17 protein-coding genes and 1 tRNA gene are annotated in these 20,838 nt (G+C 33.0%); 4 read left to right on the forward strand and 14 right to left on the reverse strand.

Annotated elements, in window-relative coordinates; translation table 11 throughout:
- Positions 1–3: 3 nt before the first annotated feature.
- Positions 4–1,440: a hypothetical protein gene (locus FHK87_RS06135; protein WP_140591492.1), complete on the reverse strand. Its 1,437-nt coding sequence runs from the start codon at positions 1,438–1,440 to the stop codon at positions 4–6.
- A gap of 176 nt (positions 1,441–1,616) precedes the next feature.
- Entirely contained in the window at positions 1,617–1,916 is a 300-nt protein-coding gene (locus tag FHK87_RS06140; protein ID WP_140591496.1) for a hypothetical protein, read from the reverse strand.
- Between the two features lie 249 nt (positions 1,917–2,165).
- On the opposite strand from FHK87_RS06140, the gene FHK87_RS06145 reads away from it, so the two are divergent.
- The 4 genes from FHK87_RS06145 (at position 2,166) to FHK87_RS06160 (ending at position 5,732) form a co-directional block, all read left to right on the forward strand.
- Positions 2,166–2,933 (forward strand): hypothetical protein, encoded by a 768-nt coding sequence (locus tag FHK87_RS06145; protein ID WP_140591499.1) that lies wholly within the window; start codon positions 2,166–2,168, stop codon positions 2,931–2,933.
- Between the two features lie 167 nt (positions 2,934–3,100).
- Positions 3,101–3,868: a MerR family transcriptional regulator gene (locus tag FHK87_RS06150; RefSeq protein WP_140591503.1), complete on the forward strand. Its 768-nt coding sequence runs from the start codon at positions 3,101–3,103 to the stop codon at positions 3,866–3,868.
- Between the two features lie 97 nt (positions 3,869–3,965).
- On the forward strand, positions 3,966–4,337 hold the full coding sequence (locus FHK87_RS06155; RefSeq protein ID WP_140591508.1) for a hypothetical protein: 372 nt from the start codon (positions 3,966–3,968) through the stop codon (positions 4,335–4,337).
- Positions 4,338–4,352: 15 nt separating this feature from the next.
- Positions 4,353–5,732, forward strand: a complete 1,380-nt coding sequence (locus FHK87_RS06160; protein WP_140591513.1) for a site-specific integrase — start codon at positions 4,353–4,355, stop codon at positions 5,730–5,732.
- Between the two features lie 165 nt (positions 5,733–5,897).
- Here the strand turns inward: FHK87_RS06160 and FHK87_RS06165 are convergent.
- The 12 genes from FHK87_RS06165 to porK form a co-directional block, all read right to left on the reverse strand.
- Positions 5,898–5,970: transfer RNA gene (locus FHK87_RS06165), tRNA-Met, on the reverse strand.
- Between the two features lie 169 nt (positions 5,971–6,139).
- The gene (locus tag FHK87_RS06170; protein ID WP_140591518.1) at positions 6,140–6,322 is read right to left on the reverse strand and encodes a CPXCG motif-containing cysteine-rich protein; all 183 of its coding nucleotides are present in this window, start codon (positions 6,320–6,322) and stop codon (positions 6,140–6,142) included.
- 48 nt (positions 6,323–6,370) lie between these two features.
- On the reverse strand, positions 6,371–7,744 hold the full coding sequence (locus FHK87_RS06175; protein WP_394344916.1) for a TolC family protein: 1,374 nt from the start codon (positions 7,742–7,744) through the stop codon (positions 6,371–6,373).
- Positions 7,716–10,943 carry an efflux RND transporter permease subunit gene (locus FHK87_RS06180; RefSeq protein ID WP_140591522.1) on the reverse strand — a complete coding sequence of 1,076 codons (3,228 nt, stop codon included), beginning with the start codon at positions 10,941–10,943 and terminating at the stop codon, positions 7,716–7,718. Before FHK87_RS06180 ends, FHK87_RS06175 begins: the two co-directional genes overlap by 29 nt.
- Before the next feature lie 5 nt (positions 10,944–10,948).
- The gene (locus FHK87_RS06185; RefSeq protein ID WP_140591526.1) at positions 10,949–12,109 is read right to left on the reverse strand and encodes an efflux RND transporter periplasmic adaptor subunit; all 1,161 of its coding nucleotides are present in this window, start codon (positions 12,107–12,109) and stop codon (positions 10,949–10,951) included.
- Positions 12,110–12,279: 170 nt separating this feature from the next.
- The gene (locus tag FHK87_RS06190) at positions 12,280–12,738 is read right to left on the reverse strand and encodes a MarR family winged helix-turn-helix transcriptional regulator (RefSeq protein ID WP_140591531.1); all 459 of its coding nucleotides are present in this window, start codon (positions 12,736–12,738) and stop codon (positions 12,280–12,282) included.
- Between the two features lie 210 nt (positions 12,739–12,948).
- Positions 12,949–14,871, reverse strand: a complete 1,923-nt coding sequence (locus tag FHK87_RS06195) for an ABC-F family ATP-binding cassette domain-containing protein (protein ID WP_140591536.1) — start codon at positions 14,869–14,871, stop codon at positions 12,949–12,951.
- A gap of 155 nt (positions 14,872–15,026) precedes the next feature.
- Entirely contained in the window at positions 15,027–16,091 is a 1,065-nt protein-coding gene (locus FHK87_RS06200; RefSeq protein ID WP_140591541.1) for an NAD(P)/FAD-dependent oxidoreductase, read from the reverse strand.
- 68 nt (positions 16,092–16,159) lie between these two features.
- Complete coding sequence (gene porN, locus FHK87_RS06205; protein ID WP_140591545.1) at positions 16,160–17,050, reverse strand: type IX secretion system ring subunit PorN/GldN; 891 nt, start codon at positions 17,048–17,050, stop codon at positions 16,160–16,162.
- Positions 17,051–17,068: 18 nt separating this feature from the next.
- A complete protein-coding gene (gene porM, locus FHK87_RS06210) occupies positions 17,069–18,616 on the reverse strand; it encodes a type IX secretion system motor protein PorM/GldM (RefSeq protein ID WP_140591550.1) in 1,548 nt (515 codons plus the stop codon).
- Between the two features lie 48 nt (positions 18,617–18,664).
- Entirely contained in the window at positions 18,665–19,297 is a 633-nt protein-coding gene (gene porL, locus FHK87_RS06215; protein ID WP_140591555.1) for a type IX secretion system motor protein PorL/GldL, read from the reverse strand.
- Positions 19,298–19,374: 77 nt separating this feature from the next.
- Positions 19,375–20,751 (reverse strand): T9SS ring complex lipoprotein PorK/GldK, encoded by a 1,377-nt coding sequence (gene porK, locus FHK87_RS06220; protein ID WP_140591559.1) that lies wholly within the window; start codon positions 20,749–20,751, stop codon positions 19,375–19,377.
- Positions 20,752–20,838: the final 87 nt, after the last annotated feature.

A 20,838-nucleotide genomic window follows, 5' to 3' on the forward strand; every position in this document is an offset into this window, starting at 1 on the left:
TTATTATTCCTTCAATTTTGGGTCTAAAACAGCAGCATAAAATTTGCTCAACAGCTCTGGTATCCCCAATTTACCTATACGCTGTTCGCACTCCCTGAAGACCGTTAAACGGGGTTGTGCTTCTGTTGTATCTTTCTTTTCGTTATTCCTGAATTTTCTAATTTCTTCCCGTAAAACCTTTTTTAATTTTAATCCTTCCTTATGCCTTTTATCAGCTTGATACCAAGGCATTGTTCCTGCAAAACCACCTTCAGCTTTCGGGTCAAAGTATTCATAGGGAAGCTTGATAAAACGATGATCAGGGTCACGATCAACATAATCACGGGCAATGTGAATTCGGGATTTGTAGACATTGTGAACATAATCCATTTTTTTATCCGAAACAGGTTCATACCATTGATACAAAAGGGTTAATGCAAGGTTACATTGTCGCTTATTGAGCCAGACATCTTTGTATAAAACCTCTTTTGCTAATCCCCATAACTCTTTGACATATTTCGATAGGAAAGCGTGGCGGGATGCATCACAAGGGGATTCATATCCCTCCTTGCTTTCTCCGATCTCGATGTTTTCCGCGCTGGTTTGCCTACCCTGCGCAGTTTTTTCATCAAGCTCGGTTTTTTCCCGCCAAGCATCTTTCCTTCGTGCATCTTCTTCCAAAAGGTCTTTCCTTCGTGTTTTTTCAGTTTCTTTTTTAGCTTTTTTTTCAGTTACATCATTATCCGTGAGCGAGAGCGAACACCTTTCTTCTGTTTTTTCAGCACTTTTATGAGTCTTTTTTTCAGTCAATCCCAAATCTGAATCGAAATTCACTTCCCAACTGTTCTGAAGTTTTTCAACAGCTATTATTCTATTATTTCTTTTATTAGTTTTTTTACTAGTGTATGAATGAGGACATTTTGGAGTATTATTATTTTTAATACTCTGATTTTCAATGTTTAAATTTTGATCATTCTGTCTGTTCTGTTTTACCTTATCAACACTTCCCACCCCTTTTATCCACAGAATTTTAGGGTTTATGAACAGCTCATAACTGGAATGAGAACCATGCCATATCTTTTCGGTTAAAATGCCGCATTCTAACAAACGATCTATGTGCCTTTGGATAGTTCTCCCACTAGCTTGAGTGATCTTAGCTAGTTGCATATTATTTGTCCTTAAAGAAGGTAGGTTACACGGATCAATAGGTGTTACCTTATTTGACTTCACCAATGAAACTCCATAAATTTTAATGACTTCTTTTGCGGTAGCCAGCATTGACTGCCTAATCTTTGTACCAATGGTTTGTTGATCATTGTTGAACCGAAATACAAATTGATCCAACGCCTGAAATGAAATGGAATAATTAATAATCATAGTAATTGTTATCTTTTCAAATTGAAAATCAGGACATAAAAACTCCACAATTGCCCAAAAGCAACTGATGACCGTTGTTCCCAATTTTAATAGAATTTATAATGCTTAATCCTCCCTTTTGATAAGTACCTTTATGTAATGAACAGGTGTGGTACTTGGTCTTCTTCTTGGCTTAAATACCTGGTTTATTTTACTAAGGAGTTCTTTCCTTTGAGATTCTCGAATTGTGACTATCTTCATTGTTTTCCCTTGACTTTAAATTATGCAGATTCACTTTTCTCTATATGCTCCTCGTCAGCTAGTTCTAACTCTAACTGTATAATGCGCTTTCCTCGCTGCTGAAGGGATCTTCTTTTTTCCTGCGCTTCTTCATTCATTTTAATCACAGCTTCAATAAGCTTATCCTGATTATAAGAACGTAACGTGTTTCCTTCTAAAAATTTAGTCACCGTTGGTCTGGTCAATCCAGATCGCTCAACTAGTTTGTGAATAGGCTCTTTGTAGTAGTTGTAGAGCGTTTCCAATTGTTCTTCAAATTCTTTTTTTGTGTACATCCCCAAGTGTTTTAAAAAAATATATAAATTTTATACTAAGTTTATATAAATTTTATATACATTTGCAACTAACAACGAAATAACAAGTTGTTTTTGTTTGTTGTATATAAATTTTATACAATTATCATCAAATCTATATAATATTTATATAATAATTACTATGCAATGTAAACAACTCTAATTGATTAAAATACAACTAACTCATTATCAATATATAAAATTTATATAAATTTTATATTTTAACACTCATTTAACATGTCGCAACTCAAAATAATAGACAAACAAACCCTGAAACTAGTGGATTATCTAATAGCTTTACACAAGAAAACAGACACTAATCCCGATCTTGTAACCGACTATTCTTTTGGGGTGAAATTTTACCCTTATAATAAGTACATAGTAACTCACATGAGAGGAAAAGAGGTAGAAGGAGGTAAAGGAAAGCACGCGCCACATCCGCTTATAATTGAAATTGGAAAGCACTTTAATATAGATTTCAATTTCTTTTATGATCAGACTATTGATGTTCAAGATGCCTTCTTATCAAAAGAAAGGGTAGCCTATAACCCTAATAAAGAATTTATTGATGGAATATTTGAAGAAATTGATAAGCGTTTTGAACTTTTTACACAAGAAAACAGGCTTTTAAAGAACAAGGAAGAAAGAGAGATTTGCAAGAACACAGAAAAAGAACTATTTAACATCAAAGTTCACCTAAATAAATCCTTTTCTGGAGCTACTCTTGTTGAAAAAAGAGCAGATATTATAGAAATGTTTGACAGAATGATTTTGTTATGTCGAGAGAAAATAGAAACATCGATATCCAAGATGAGTCTCGAACAGCGTATAGCTAAACTAAATAATGAAGTAGTGCAAGGCGCAGAAGATAAAGTGATAAAACTTGAAAGTACTATTCAGAAACTAACAAGTGACTTGGCAGAATGCAGCAAAACAGCTATTGAAGCTCAGAAAGGACAGAACGAAGCTCTTAAAGAACTATTAGCTATAAAGAGTAAGAATTGATTGGAATAGATAGACCATCTAAACTTTTATTGTCTATTTAATAAAGGTCGGTAAAGGTCAAATTTGGAAAGAGTAGTGTAAACTTATGTTAATTTGAACTGTCACGTTATCGTGACGTGACGGTTTTTTTATATATTAGCTTTTATAAAATACTAAAAGTAAAAAGAATGAAATCAAATCAAGAAGATTTTACGCCCCATAGTGAAGCTTTGAATGAACTAATATTCGAGAGTAAAGCAATGGTTGGGATCAACAGAATGACTTTACACACATGGCGATTAAAGGGCATTCTGGACGACAAAAGAGATACAAACAGTACAAACAGATATAACTACTATAGTGCTTTAGATGTTATTCTCATAGGATTACTAAATGAAATGAAAAGTTTGCGATTCTCACATGCTGAAATGAAAGCTTGTAAAGAAGCCATCCTTGCTCCTATTTTAGCTAAAGATGGAAAAGAGTATCCCGCCCTTGAATATTATACATTTTTGGTATTGCTCTACAATCAACCTATATACACAATCATAACTTACAACAAAGGAATTGAAGGTGTCTGGATGCTTGATGAAAAAGATTATTTCTCAAAACTAAAGTCCGGAGAAATCGAAAACCATACGGCACTTTCATTACATAAAGCAATTAAGATCAATCTTGATCCTGTTTACAATATACCTGAATTCTGTAAGCTGGCAGGATTAACAGACGATGAATTAAAGGTTATTGAGATTATACGTATGAAAGAATACAAAACTATTCGTGTTCTCAAGAAAAATGGAAAAATGGATTGCGTTGAAGGTACAGAAAGAATTGAAGATGCAGAAAGAATAGAAAAATTGCTGAGAAATGGAGATTACCAAAACATAGAAGTAAAACAAAACAACGACAAAATTACTGTAGCTCACAGACTAGTGAGAACAGATTTTAAAAGATAATTACAATTAACGCAAGATGACCGCTACAAGTCATGCACACTTATCACTACTGTTTTGACCGACGCTACAATTGGAGAAGCAGCAATTAAGTATTAAAATGAATACAAATGAAAAGAAAGAAATGTTTATTGAAATTACTGAGTTATCAGAAATTATAAAAGCAACCGATTTAAGGGCTACAATGAAATGGTGTGAAGACTATAACCTTCCAATAATACCAGTTGGAAATAAGAAGATGACATATCGTTTTTTAGCTGAAGCTGCATTAGATAATCGTATAATTCAAGTTCTAAAAAAACTGCATCCATCAAACTGGAAAAATCTTTATAATTTATATAAAGATAATGACCTATTCGGTTACCAGATTGCAACTCAAAACGAATCAGCAGAACCCTTAACTCTTGAAACTAGAACAACAAAAAAAAACCAACCAGTATCAAAATATGCACAATTACTCGCAAAAGATTAATTAAATATAAATACTATGATTAGACGTAAAAAACTACCGCTTCAAAAACATGAAGGCTTATGCATTTATTGTTCAGACTCAGAATGCAGGAAGTATTTCTTTTCAACTCACAAAATGGAAACAAATGAAGCCGGTAAAAGAATCAAAAAAGAGTCCATTTGTAAAAAAGAAAACATCCCTTTTTCAAAATGTAATTCGTTTCATAAGCACAAATATATGGCTCGATTTCAATTGCCAAATAGTGCTGGTGTCAAAACAAGCAGAACATTTGATGTTTCACAATACGAAGAAGCAGTAACAAAAACTATCGAATTCAAACAGGAAATTCATAATCAAATTTTCAGTACAATTACTACAGATTCACAACAAGAAACAAATAGCGCCTATCTACACGATGCCCAAATTAGGTATTTAGAATTTCTAGCGAACATTAATGTTCCAGAACACGAAAAGGTTGAAAGATCAGAAAAACACATAGAAGAACAATATAAATGCATCAGGCTATTCAACCAATCATTGCAACAAAAAAAAATTAATAAAAAAGGAATTCCAATTCATAAAATCTCAGATTTACATGTTGGTTATTTCCATAAATTCTTATTAGAAGACATGGAGTATGCTAATAAAACATACAATAATAAAATCGGCTCCTTAAAAGGTTTTATGAAATGGGCAATAGACAACTATGAATTAACTATTAAAAATCCGTTTGAAAAAGTTAAACAAAGATCTACAAGAACTAATAAAACAACTATTACCAGGAATGAGTTTTTAGCCCTAATAGATCCGAATAACATGAATGCTGACAATGGTAAAATAGCAGTTGGTAAGGAAAAAAGAAAAAGAAATCTCTATCGAGATTACTTGTCCGATGGTATTGAGTTGTGTCTTCATACTGGAGGAAGAAGAGAAGAGGTTGTAGAACTCCAATGGAATATGATAAAAAAAATTAATGGAGAAATTGCTTACATAGAATTTAACAATTTAAAAGTAGAAAGAATTCTTGGTGAAGGCTTTAATGATAACGTCCAAACCAACATAATTCCAATCACAAAAGATTTAAAAAACTTATTAATAAGGCTAGGGTACAACGAACACAAAAACACCAATAGATACATAATATGTCCTGATCGTAAAAATCAATCAACACATACTATTATGGATAATCTCTCAAAAGGCTTTACACATTTTTACAAACTGCTTAATACAGGTAGAGAATTACAAATGAAATGCCTTAGAAAAACATATCTAACTTATCTGAAATTGACTCTTAAAGGAGATATGAAAAAACTAGATTCACATAGCACCGATGCAGTCTTGGAAAAACACTATATCGATGAAACAATTGTAAGTAAAGCTGTGGCTGAGATGACAATTTTCGGAAATGAAAACTAAATTTTGCGGTACGTAAGTGCGGTACGTAAGCTTAAATTCCAATCAAAAACCCTTATAAACAGATTTACCAAAACTAATCAGCTAAATAAAAAAGGTGAAATTCATATATCAATCGAAAATAAAAAATAAAAAAAATAACCCCCTGAAAATCAGAAGGTTATCTAGTAGCGGGAGCAGGACTCGAACCTGCGACCTTTGGGTTATGAGCCCAACGAGCTGCCTACTGCTCTATCCCGCGATATATATTTTTGTTAGCTTCGTCCTCAGAGTTATGAGCCCGACGAGCTGCCTACTGCTCTATCTCGCGATATTGGATGGCAAATATACAACCATTTTCTATTTATACAATATTATTTTTACAAAAAAATTAAAAAAATATTCAACCTACTGTTATTAAACCAATTAAGTTATTGCTCTATACTTATCGCTTCAAAACTTATAAGTTCTTGTTCTTCAAATCTAGGATGGATTTCTATAGGATTACAACATACTTCGCAATCCTCTACATATACTTGGTAGTTGACAGAAGGATCTAAAAGCATAGAAATCTCTTCCCAACAATATGGACATTGAAAAAAATGTTCGTACATAGTTTTTTGATTTTTTAAATCAAAAATAAGTATATCTATTTATCTATATTAAAAGTCTATATTAAGCAACTGTCCTGTAAGTTGAAGCAATTGTAGTTCCGCTATTTTAGCATCATATTTTGCTAAATTTTTATTTGTCTGAGCCGAAATAAGATTTATTTGTGCTTGGCGAAACTCAATCGAGGTAATTTGGCCTAACTTAAACCGTTCTTGAGAACGTTCAAAATTATTTTCGTTAGTAATTACATTTTGCTGTTGAATTTTATAAACCTCTAATCTATTTTGATAATTCCCCAATGCATTAGCGATATCTCTTTCTACCTCTTTTATCACTTGATTTTTTGTGATTTCCTGGTTATCTAAAGCAATCTTAGAATTTTTCACTCTAGTTATTGTACTTCCACCATCAAAAAGATTCCATGTTAGTGTGACCCCACCTCGTAAAGTATATGTATCTGCCACATTACCTGGAAAAAAAGCAGAAGGAGGATTTCTATTTTCGTTCCAACCATATGAACCTGTCAATCCAACAGTAGGCAAATAGCCCGATTTATTTACTTTAATATCATATTCGCTAATACGAATATTACTTTCATTTTGTAAAAGAGTAACATTATTCTCGTTTGATTTTTCTAAATATTGATCCAACATAAGTTTAGGGATAAAGTTAATGATGGTATCGACTTCAAATCTTTCTTCAAGGTCATTGGCCAGAATGACATTAAGGTCTCTCTTTGTATTTATTAATTGCTGTTTTGTGTTTAATAAGTTAATACTATCGTTAGCTACATCTACTTGTGCATTTAATACATTCAGTTTTGTATTCTGCCCATATTCAAATTGATAATTCGACCTCAATACACGTTCTCTAGAAATGCGCAACTGTTTATCTAAAATCCCTATGTTTTCTGAAAGTCTTGCTATTTCATAGTATACAGTAAAAAGCTGTAAAATAGTATTTTCTATAGTCTCTCTAGCTTGTAACCCTGTAAGGTTATATTGCTCTTTTAGTCGTCTATAATTATAATATCTACCTAAGCCATCAAATAAAGTATAATCTAAGCTCAGTGAAGCATTGTACCTTTGTGTTTCTGCTCCTTCTATTCTAATATCAGGCCTGGGTTCTCCAGTGTCAGGGTTTACAGCACCTTGAAACCCTGTGTTAGAAGTAGCAGATTGATACTCTGCCCCTGCATTTGTTGTTAAAGAAGGTAGGTATCCGGAGTTTAGCAAATGCTTATTATTTTTGGCTATTTCTATATTGTTGGTTGCAACTAATATTCCGAAATTATTTTCTAAAGTTAACCGGATTGCTTCATTTTTGGTCAATTTCTGGGAATACATCTGACCCGAAATAAAAAGCAGAAGCAACTGCAATGTCAATATAAAATAATTAGGCTTGCAATTCAGGTTGCTGTTCATGTTCTTCTTTTTGTTCTTTAATTGCTCTCTCTACTTCTTCTTTTGTAATCTTATTACCGGTAACTAGCCATTTTGTTCCTACTTTTATATTATTACTAAATGATAAAAACAGAGGAAGTGCTAATAATGTGAGGACAGTGGCAAAACCAATACCATATGCAATCGATATTGCCATAGGAATTAAAAATTTTGCTTGTCGACTTTCTTCAAAAATCAAAGGTGCTAAACCAGCAATAGTTGTTAGAGAAGTAAGAAAAATAGCTCTAAAACGAGATCTTCCTGCTTCATAAATAGCATCATTAAAATTCATCCCCTCTCGCAGATTACTATTAAACTTTCCTATTAGTACCAAACCATCGTTAACCATAATACCGATTAATGCTATTATACCTAGCAAAGACAATATATTTATAGGAAATCCATGTATCCAATGCCCTAAAGCAACTGCCGGAAGACTTAAAGGAATTAGTAATAACAATAATAATGGTTGACTGTAACTTCTAAATGTAAAGGCAATTGTAATATAAATCAAAGCAAGTGCTGTAAGGCCTACCGGGCCTAACGAATCTAAAAATTTACCAGCTTCTCTATTTTGTCCTTCATACGATGGGGTTACTGTAGGGTATTTAGAAATAATTTCTGGCATAATAGAATTTCTAATTTCATTAAGAATGTCTGTAGAACTTATAGTTTCAGGGTCTTTAATATCTGCAGATATTTGTACTTCTCTTCTACTATCTAAGTGATTTACTGCCACATCACCTCGTTCAATACTATAATTTGCTATTTCGTTCAAAGGTATTCTTGCTCCCCCAGAAGTAGCTATTCTCATATTATCCAAATCCAAAATTGAAGAACGATTGTCTCTGTCATAGCGAACCCAAACACGAATCTCGTCTTGCCCTCTTTGAAATCTTTGGGCCTGGACTCCAAAAAAACCTGCTCGTACCTGAGTCATAACATCTCTAAGATTGAGTCCTAACGCATAAGCATTTTCTTTTAGCTCTAAACGTATTTCTTTAATTCCTTCTGGATCATTATCTGCCACATCTTTTAATCTTGAATCATTATCAAGAATCTCCTTAAGTTCTTTTTTTGCAGCTTTAAGCTCTTGTATATTATTTCCTAGTAAAGAAACCGAGACAGGACTACCTCCAAAATTACCCCCAGAACCAAAAATTAACCGTTCTGTGCCAAAAACAGGTCCTACTTTTTCTCTAATACGATTAGCTACAAGACCTGAGCTGATAGCATTTGGACGCTCTTCTCCAGGTAAAAGATTGATCCTTAAAGAGGCATTAGAAGATGTATTGATACTTCTTATCACATTTTCAAATAATTCTTTATCCTGATACTCTTCTTGACCTTTCAAAAATTCTTCTGTCAACTCCTTATTTACGATCAATGCCTTTTCTTCTATCATAGAAATAATAGAATCTGTAACTCTTTCATTGGTACCATTAGGCATTCCTAAATCGATGGATACTACATCACTTGCAATACGAGGAAAAAAAGCAGTTCTTACTATACCACCTCCTATAGTACCTATACTCAATACAAGAAAAACTAAAAAGATTGAGAACATAAAAAACTTATTTTTTAATGCAAATCTTAAAATGGGACTATATAGATTATTTCTTAACCAAACCATAATGCGATCTCCAAAAGCATTAATATTCCTTAGTTTAGCAAATACCCGAGCAATCCCGCCTTTTGGTTTTTTATCTTGTGGTTTTAACGCTTTAGAATGTGCTAAATGAGCAGGGAGAATAATCAATGCTTCTACCAAAGAAACAACCAAAGTAAGCACTACAATTACAGATACTTCTCCAAAAAAGTCTCCTATCCGACCATCTAGAAATAAGAAAATTCCAAAAGCTAATATTGTTGTTAGAATAGCAGAAACAATAGGAGGAATTACCTCCATAGTACCATCTATCGCTGCCTGAACAGGACTTTTTCCTCTTTCATAATGTTGATATATATTTTCTGCTATTACAATTCCATCGTCTACCAAAATACCAATCACGATGATCATCCCAAATAAGGAAAGTACATTAATTGTAACATTAAAAGAGCCTGCAAAAATAAACATTCCCAAAAAGGCTACCGGTAATCCAAAAGCAACCCAAAATGCTAATCGCGTGTTTAGAAACAAAGAGAGAAAAGTAAGCACCAACAACATTCCTATAATCGCATTTTCAGTAAGCAATTTGGTACGCTGTACAAGTGTTATCGACCGATCACTAATTACATTGAGCTCAACATTATTATACTTTTGGTTGAAGGCTTCTATATACTCTTTTGCTTTTTCTGCTGAAGAAATAAGGTCTTCTGTATTGGTACTAGTAATCTCTACATTAACTGCCAAATCACCATTAAAATAGGTTGCATTTGGAGTTTCTGAAAAACGATCTCTTATTTCTGCTACATCCTTAAGTCGAATGACTCTTCCAGAAGCATCTGCCCTAATAACTAGATTTGATAATTCGTTACCGTAATAAGACCTATTATTTGCTCGAATCAAATATTCTTCTGCATCTGTTTTTATTGTTCCTCCTGTAGTGAGGATATTAGCTTGACTTACTGCTTGAGCAACCTGACTGAAACCTAGATCAAAGGCAAGTAAACTATTCTCGTTTACAGCAATCTCTATTTCTTCATCTGGATATCCACTAATGGTAATTTGCGAAATCCCATCTATACCGCGAAGGTCATTTTCTATTTGTCTAGCTATTTGTTTTAATGTTACTAAAGGAATATCTCTACCACTTACTGCAAAATTAATTGTTGGACGTATTGCCTCTTGTTTAGCCACAACAATTGGTTCCATTCCTGTCGGAAATGTAGGTACTCGATCAACAGCATTTTTCACTTCGAGTAACATAAAGTCTATGTCTTTCCCTTTTTCAATTTCGACGTTAATATTACCGCTATTTTCTCTCGAAGTCGATGTAACTCGCTCTACTCCTTCTAACCCCTTTAGGTTATCTTCTATTTTAAGGATTACACCTTCTTCTATCTCTAGTGGTGATGCTCCGGGATAGGTAACATTAATATTTATATTTTTTGAATCTGTAAGCGGAAAAAAGGAAGACTTAAGTGATAATGCTCCAAATATACCAAATGCAAAAAAAGCAATTACAACAACATTTACAGCTACATGATACCTGATAAAATAAGAAATTATCTTTCGCATATTTTTTATTTTATATTGGTACTAATACTGTTACTATCTGAAGAAGTCTTTGATTCTTTTTCTTGAAATATCTTTACCAACATTCCTGCGTAAGCTCCGGGAACAGGTTTATTAAGAATTAATTTTCCGTCAGGTATTCCTTTTATAACTACTTTTTTGTCTGAAAAATGAACAGGGCTTACGTCTACAATATCAAGAATACTATCTTTAACGATAAAGATTTTATTTCCTTCTTCCAGCAAACGTCTATCAATCTCTATAGCATTTTCTTCTTTTTTTGCATCAAGATTTGCTTCTAGATACATCCCTTCTCTTAAAGAAGATTCATTAATCTCTATAAAAGCAGTTATCGTTTGTGTAGATTGATCAACTCTTCCATTTATTCTGGTTACAACACCTGTAAATATTTTAGTTTTATCAAGGTTTGTAAGTTCTACTGATTTTCCTATTTGCAATAAATCTCCATATTCTTTTCCTACTGCCACTTCCATTTCATAGCTATCGGTATCAATAAATTCTCCTAATTTTTGACCTTGCCGTATTAGTGTTCCTTCATTTACTAAAGCTTCAGTAAGTACTCCATCAAAAGGAGCATATATAGTATACTTTGCCAAGCGTTGCTCCAAATTTTTCACATTGTAATATGATGTATAAATGTTTCTTCCTGTAATAAAGTATTTTTCTTTATCTGAAGTGGTTTCCGGAAGCTTTGGTGTTGATTTATTCATATCAAAGCTACCAAGATATGTTTGCCATTTATCATATACTTCTGGATAATCTAGACGTAAATCAGGCATGATAGCAGTAATTTGATTATATAATTCACTTTTTGCAGATTGAACACTAGCAAAATATTCTGAAGCATCTATTCTTATTAAAGACTGCCCTTTTCTATATTTTTGTCCTGTTTTAAAAAGTTTTGTCCCTCCTTGAAAAATACCTTGAACTTCAGAAAATAATTCAAGTCTTCTTTTTGCTATCAAATTTCCATTGGCTCCTATACGTATAGGTATAGTAGTGTTTTGTACAGTATCAACAAAAACAGTCTTGACCACTTTTGCAGGTCTCGGTTTTGGCCTTGTCTTACTGTCAATAATCATCTTGGCGCCAAAAATAGCACCGATAATCAATAATACTCCTAATATAGATAGTATAATATTTCTCATAAAGCAATTTTGTTTAGACCTTGGAGGAGAAAGGCTTCACAAAACTATCAACATCAATACTATGGTGGAGTTAAAGAACTCATAAAAAATAAAATAGCTCATAAGGTTACTACAAAAACAAAAAAACACCCATCATTAGGTGTTTTCTTTATCTTATATATATATCTTTTTTACTCTTCAGCTATATCGGCGATCTTCAGTTTTATCTTTTTGAGTGTTGTAATCAAGGTTTCTATTTCTTCTTCGCTAAGGCTTTCTTGTACTGCTGGTATTAGATCATACATGATTGGCTGTACCTTTTCTATTACCTCTTTTCCATAATCTGTGAGAAAAATACGATTAACTCTTCTATCATTTTCATCATTTTTACGAACCACTAGATTTTTACTCTCCATTGTATTTATTAATCTAGTCATAGATGTTTTGTCTCGGTGCGTTATAAATGCTAAATCATTTTGAGGCTGACCGTCATTTACATTTAAACGCTTTAGAACACTCCATTGTTCTTTAGATAAGTCCAATCCACTATTATGAAATGCTTTTTGTACCAAAAAACCAAAGTCATAATGAATTTTGCCAACCCACGATAATGCATGTGCGTTTAAATCTATGGCTTTTATTTCACTCATAAGTGCTATTATTTAATTTACCAAGACACAAAAATATTTATAAAAATCTAGTTGAACTTACAACAAACAATAAAAATATCACAAAAGTAACATACTGTTATTTAGGTAACTTTAAAGTAACAAAAGTAAAAATATATCTTTCTAAAAATTAACTGCTAACGATTACGAAATCTCTAATTATTTTTTATTCTATTAAGAAATATGTAAAAATTAAGTTTTGGTTAATCCGTCTATTTTTTCTTGCAGGTTTTCCCAATCTTCCATAAGAGAAGAAAGCATTTCTTTTTTAGCTTGATAGTTATCAAAAAAATTAGGTTGCGCTATGGTTTGATCATAATTTATGGCTAACTCTACATCAATCTCTTTGATTTCTCTTTCGAGTTTATTGATTTTAGATTCTATATTGCTCAGTCTATTATTAAGCGATTTCAGCTTTTTTTGATCTTCGTATGATTGTTTTGCAGTTGTTTTTGCCGTAGATGTTTCTTTGGCCTGCTGATCTCTTTTTTCTATATCTCTTAGATCACTTACTTTGCGCTGTTCAAGATAAAAATCAATATCACCGAGATATTCTTTTATGTTTTTATTTTTAAACTCATAAACTGTATTGGTGAGCCCTTGTAAAAAATCTCTATCGTGAGACACCAAAATTAAAGTCCCTTCAAAACGTTGTAAAGCTTCTTTCAATACATTTTTAGATTTTATATCTAAATGATTTGTAGGCTCATCCATAACCAAAACGTTAAAAGGTTCTAGAAGAAGTTTACACAAAGCTAATCTATTACGCTCTCCTCCAGAAAGTACTTTTACTTTTTTATCAACCTCGTCCCCTCTAAATAAGAATGCACCCAACATGTCTCTAACTTTGCTCCTATTCTTTTCGTTGGCGGCATTGATCATTGTTTCATGTATGCTTATATCGCCATCTAGATATTCTGATTGATTTTGTGCAAAGTATCCTATCTCTACGTTATGCCCTAATTTGAGATCTCCTAAATGAGAAATCTCATCAATAATAATTTTTGCTAAAGTGGTTTTACCTTGACCATTCTGACCTACAAAAGCAATTTTAGACCCGCGTTCTACTAATAGATTAATATCCTGAAGAACATCTTTTTCACCATAAGACTTTCCTACTTTGGAAGCCTCAATAACTACCTTACCGGGCTGAATACTTACTGGAAAGTTTACATTCATGACTGCATTATCATCTTCATCTACTTCGATACGGTCAATTTTATCTAATTTTTTGATCAGTGATTGCGCCATAGAAGCTTTAGAAGCCTTAGCTCTGAATTTCTCGATCAGCTTTTCGGTTTGCTCTATCTGTTTTGATTGATTTTTCTGTGCTGCAAGTTGTTGTTCTCGTATCTCTTTACGAAGCACAAGATATTTTGAATATGGTTTGTTATAATCGTATATGCGTCCTAGTGAAATCTCTATAGTTCTATTGGTTACATTATCCAAAAACATCTTATCGTGCGATACTATAACTACGGCTCCAGAATAATTTTTCAGAAACATTTCTAACCAGATAATAGACTCTATATCCAGATGGTTTGTTGGCTCATCCAACAATAAGACATCATTATTCTGTAATAATAGTTTCGCCAGTTCAATCCGCATTCTCCATCCTCCAGAGAAGGTATCTGTTACTTTTTCAAAATCTTCTCTCGCAAAACCTAATCCTTGTAAAACCCTTTCTGTCTCACCTTGATAATTATATCCTCCCAGAACTTCATAATGCTGCGTAAGATCACTTAATTGTGTTATAAGTTCGTTATAGCTTTCACTTTCATAATCTGTTCGTTCTGCAAGCTGCGCATTGATATCGTCTATTTTACGCTCTGCACTTTTAATTTCGATAAAAGCTTCATATGCTTCTTCTAGAACTGTACGTCCTTGTACAAAATCAATATCTTGTTTCAGAAAGCCAATTTTAACCTCCTTATCCATCGCTATTTGACCCGTATCCGGCTCTTGCTCTTTAGACAAAATTCTAAGCATTGTTGATTTTCCAGCACCATTTTTTCCTATTAAACCAACACGATCACCTGCATTAAGTCTAAAACTTATTTCTTCAAAAAGAAACTCTCCTCCAAAAGAAATTGACAAGTTATGTATATTCAACATATGCGTTTATTTTTTTGCAAAGATGATCAATTTTACCATTCTACAAAAGAAGCTTTTTCATTTCTTAATTATGACAAGCAAGCAAACTCTACGATAGATTATCATTATTAAAAAAGTATGTATACAGACGCTACTTTATAAGATTCAAAGAATATTTATTTATTTTCTGATAGTTCAAAAGCTTTATCAAAACGATGTAAACTCACTTCTACAGGCAGTTGATATTTTTTTTCTATGTGATTATATAATGCTCTAGCCATAACGGGTGCTGCCAGTATACCTCTGCTTCCCATCCCATTCAAAATATGAATATTTTTATAAGAAGGGTGTGTTCCTAGGATAGGTCTTCTATCCTTTACAGCAGGACGTATACCTGATACTTGATCAACAACTTCAAAAGGTACTTTTATTACTTTTTTTAATTTATTGACAAGTTCTTCTTTTGCACTATTTGTAGGGTTATCTGAAATATCCTTATTATTATAAGTAGCCCCCACTTTATAAAGGTCATCTGCAACAGGTATAATAAACACAGATGATTTAAGTATTTCTTTTAGTTGAAGTCTTTCTGATTTTATGATAATATATTCTCCCTTATTACCATAAATAGGAAGATAGTTAAAAAATGGATTTTTATGAACCCCAAAACCCTCACAAAAAACAATATGTTTTGCTTTAATATTTTTATACTCTACACATTCATTATGATGAAGTAATTTATCATGCTCAAAAGAATCTTTAATTAAATTACCTTTTTGATCGAGGTCTTCAAGATATGAAGAAAGCAGTATTGCCAAATCAATTTTTCTTGTATGCTTTACTCTTCCATAATGAAAAGGGATATCCAAAGCTTCATTAGAGTTACGAATCAATTCTGGATAAAGGAAATCATTAAGAATTGGTTTATCGCAAGCTTCAAACCATGTGTTTTGCTCTTCAACAGAATTGAACCTTCTTAAAATCGGAAGATCCAAAACTACATCTTTACCAATTTTATTTTGAATTTTTTGATAAAACGGTACAGCTATTTTCATTTGTTCATTTGCCTGCCAAGCCACTGTAAAACGTTTTAAAACCAAAGGATTACAAAGTCCTCCTGCTACTCTTGATGATTTTTGAGTAAAATCTTCAAATACTACATATGATTTGTTTTCATTGGCAATTTTATCTACAAAAGCCAATCCGGATAATCCTAGCCCAACAATGATATAATCTAACATGTTTTAAAAATAACAAAACGTCTGGGTTAGCCCAGACGTTTTATATATAATATTCTTATAAAGTTATATTAGTAACTCCACATATCCATTTCGAAGTTCCTGATACTCTCTTTTATACGTTCACTCTCGAGAAGCTGCATTAATGCATTATCTACGACATAATCTTTAATCTCCCGGTCACCTTGTATGTTATCTTCTTTATAAATAACAGAATTAAACCTTCGAGCATTAAGAATATGATCATATGTAAATGGCATAGAAGTATTTTTCCTATTGAAAGCCATAGCATTATGGAGAATTTCTCTCACATCCGGATACCAAATCCAAAATAAAGGAACCATATCTGGCTCATCATCATCGATAAAGTTAACATCTGGAGCTACAGGTGCTATACCCAAAAGTCTGTATCTTAATTCTCCTTGTCTCTTATCAAAATACCAATATCCTCTTATTCTATAAGCTGCAATATCAGCTGAAGTAATATCTCTCCTATTAATATATTGAGGATCTACTTCTTCTCCGGCATTGTACTGCTCATATCCTAAATCTGTTGTATCTATCTTAGACATTGTTGATTCAAGATCTTGAAATGTACGAGTTTCAGTAAAATATGAATCTGAATAGATATTTTTAATTTTACCGTTTTTAATATTTGACACTAATACATCATACAAAGAACGACGGTTTGCACCAATATTAAATGTATCTATTGGGTAGTACAAAGGAAAGTTGATTCTTTCATCTAGATCAATAATCTCCCATGTAGTCTTCGCCCAAAGCACATCACGTTTATCTACATAACCATATTCAAGCGGACGGTCATTGTCATTAAGAATCTGCTCTTCTGTTTTCTTTCCGATATCATCTGGATTATCAGCATTTAGAATATTAGCTTGTCCAAAGGTTATTACAGAAATCAACAGACCAAAAACGGTTAATATAAAATTTCTCAAATTCATAACTTCTAAGGTTTATTTTTAATTTGTTAGCTCAACAATTACAGGAGAAATTTTCTTTAATTTATATCCTGAATTTGTAGCTAACTGTGCTTTAATATCAATAATCTGAACAGAAGAACCTCTTTTTGCTTTCTTAAGAGCAGACTTAGCTTTAGCATTAAGTCTTCCTCCACCAACACTTACTGTAGGCTGTCCTTCTACTTTAAATTTAAATCCTGTTACTTTTAATTTTATATCAAAATCAAAGTCAGGTAATATTGCTCCAATAGAAGAAATACCTAGAGCATTTCTTGCCATTTTTATAGAACCATCCTCTCCTCGAACAGTACCTACTGGTCTTGGAATGTCTTTGATTCTAAATTTCTTACTATCACTTACAGTAGTACCGTTAGCAAGTTTTCCACTTACTTTAATACTAACTTCACGAGCTCTTACAGTAGTTACATTCATAACATATTTTCCTGCTCCACCTGATTTTCTAAGTCCAGGCGCTGAAGCATTTACATTTGGTACTCCAGGAATAGAAATAGTCATTGGGTTGTTTACACCACGATAAACCACATTCATCTTGTCTGCAGAAATTACAGCAGAATTTGGTCTTGGTATTACTGTATAAGAACTTTTGATTGGGATTTTTACAATTGAATCACCTTCCTTAAACTCAAGCTCTCCTGCCACATCTCTTTCTCCTACATTTCCAGCAGGAAAATCAAGCATGATTTGACCATTCTGAACATCCGTTTGCTCTTTACCATTAACCAATACTTTTGTTGGTTTTAAAGTAGCGTCAAAACGTCCAAGAACAATTCTTCCTTTAAAGCTCTCTCCACTAAAGAATGCTGTTTTATCAGCAACAACAATAGCTTCATAATTACTAAAAGAAAGTTCTGATGCTTGTTGACCAGCTAATAAAGCCGAAAGTACTTTACTTTCTGTAGTTTTTACATCAGCTTGCATTTGAGTCAGCTTTGTAATAGATGCTACTAAAGGAAATCCTTCAAAATTATAGTTCAACCAATTTTTGGTTACTCCTGATCTATCTTTTACATCTTTTGTATCAAAAGTAGTTTCTACATCATTTGCCACTTGACCATCTACTTCTTTTACAGAACGTATAGCAGTTACTACACCTTCTCTATAAGTAGATATTTTTTCTAAAAATTCTGTAGCCGATGCAGATAATTTTCCTCCTTCAAAGAATTTAGTATTAAGAGCATCTGGCTTATCCATAGTTTCATAATCTGTAGGATCATCAGCTGTCTCTAATAATTCTGCTTTTAATTGCTCTACATAAGCATTAAAATCATTTGAAAGCGCACTAATTTGATCTGCTTTCTCTTTTAATGGAGTATATTTTTCTGGTTGCTCGCTAACTTTTTCTGCAAGACCTGCCATAAAAGCATTATTTCTCTCTGTAGAAATAGTGTTAGACTGAGTAAGTTTTTCGTTCATCAAGCCGAAAGCTGATAAAACTTCTTTTGACATATTAAGTGCCATCATCGCGATGAAAACCAAATACATCAGGTTAATCATCTTCTGCCTTGGGGATAATTTTCCTCCTGCCATATTCTTCTTAGTTTTGGTAGTTACTAATTAATTATATAATCAAAAATGTTAACCTCTGTTCATTGCTGTTAACATACCACCATACACACCGTTAAGTGAAGAAAGGTTACTTGCTAGGCTTTCCATCTGGTCTTTCAATTTAGCAGCATTATCTGCAATAGCTTGATTAGCTTCTGCTTGACGAGCTGAAGATTCTAATTGAACTTTGTATAGACTATTTAAAGATTCTAATTGAGCAGCAGCATGTGTAAGCTCTTCGCTATATTTTTTCTGACCAGCAATCGCATCTACAGTAGGAGAAATATTTTTTGCAGCTCCTTCAAAGTTACGAATACTATCTCCTAAGCTACTCATAAGACCTGCGTCTACTCTAGCTTCTTTAAGCATTTCGTCTAATTTCTTAGACAACATACCTTCTGGATCTTTTGCTTCTTTTTCTTTTTTATCTCTTTTGCTACCTCCAGCAAGTTCTGGATATACCAAAGACCAATCTAATTCATCGTCTACTGGTTCGAATGCAGAAACTGTAAATACTAATGCTTCTGTAATAAGACCAACAATAAGCATTTCGTTACCAAATGGCCAGTGCATAATTTTAAAAAGTGCACCTAATATTACAACGGCTGCTCCTAGACCGTATACCATGTTCATTAACTTCTTGCTTGCTTTTGAATTTGCCATAATAAATTTGTTTTGTTTTTTAAATCTAAAGTTTTTAAAAAAGGGTTAGTAATTAAGTTGATAGAAAATTTTGGGACTTATTTTTGATTCTGAGTATTATCTTCTCCAGTAACATCAGTACCCATATAGTCCTGAACAGTTCTGAATCCGATATAACTTCTAGCTGAATCTGAGTATTCGTAATCTCTCGTGCTTACCTGTAGGAAATAAGCAACATCTTTCCATGAACCTCCACGCACAACTTTACGTTTATTTTCATTATCATTAACGTTAGGGTTCATTGATGATACATACTCATATGCAGCAGGATCATAAGAGGATTGTACCCACTCAGAAACGTTTCCTGCCATATTGTATAAGTTATAATCGTTTGGCTCAAATGTTTTAGCTTCTACAGTATACAAGAAGTTATCCGCAGCATAATTACCTCTTAAAGGTTTAAAGTTTGCCAAAAAGCACCCTCTATCATTTAATGCATAAGGACCACCCCAAGGATATGTAGCAGATTCGAGGCCTCCTCTTGCTGCATATTCCCATTCTGCTTCTGTAGGAAGTCTAAAATAGTTTACAAATTCTTTACTCTTTCTTTTTTGAAATGTATTTTTTTCTATAGTTCTCCAACGACAAAAGGCTTTAGCTTGTTCCCATGAAACACCTACAACAGGATAATCATCATAAGCACTATGCCAGAAATAATCGTTGTGCATTGGTTCGTTATAAGAGTAGTTAAAATCTTTAATCCATACAGTAGTATCAGGATAAACTTCGATAACTTCTTCTTTTACGAAGTCTTTTCTTCTACCTTTCTTAGCTCTAGCAGCAGATTGAATATCCATCCATGTAAATCTGAATTGATATTTACTAACATCTAGAGTACGTCTACCATTATATGATTCTTCTAAAGGAATATACATAGTATCCATCACTTCTGCATAAAACTCGTCTGGATAATCATCTACATCCCAAACGATATCTATGTCTTTATTAAGCTTTCTTCCTTCGTAACCTGTTTCTCCTGTACCGCTGTAGTTATCGTACATATACTTTTCGTAAACAGTCATATTTTCGGTATCTGCATCTAAGAATGCATATTCTCCGATTCCGTCATCACCAGGTGTTTTTCCTAGTTCATCAGCCATTATTGCTAATCTCATTCTGATTGTAGAGTCACGCACCCAATTTACAAACTGTCTGTACTCACTATTCGTGATTTCAGTCTCGTCCATATAAAAAGAACGTACTGTCACCATTCTAGTTGGTGCGTTTGCTAATGCGGCTTTATCATCATCAGACTTACCCATAATAAATGATCCTCCGGGGATAAGGGCCATTCCATAAGGTTTTTGTGGATGCCATTTCTTTCCTTTAGCTCCTACTAATTCTCCGCGGTTTCCGCTTCCACCACAACTGTAGAGCATCGCTAAAATAGCAAAGAGTGATACAAATTTCTTCATAACGTGTTTTAGGTTAAGATCTTCTAGATTTAAGGACGTAAACCTATTTATTTATTTTCAGAAAAACAATTTTTTTCCAAAAAAAAC

The sequence above is a fragment of the Aquimarina algicola genome (assembly GCF_006443095.1).
GTDB lineage: Bacteria > Bacteroidota > Bacteroidia > Flavobacteriales > Flavobacteriaceae > Aquimarina > Aquimarina algicola.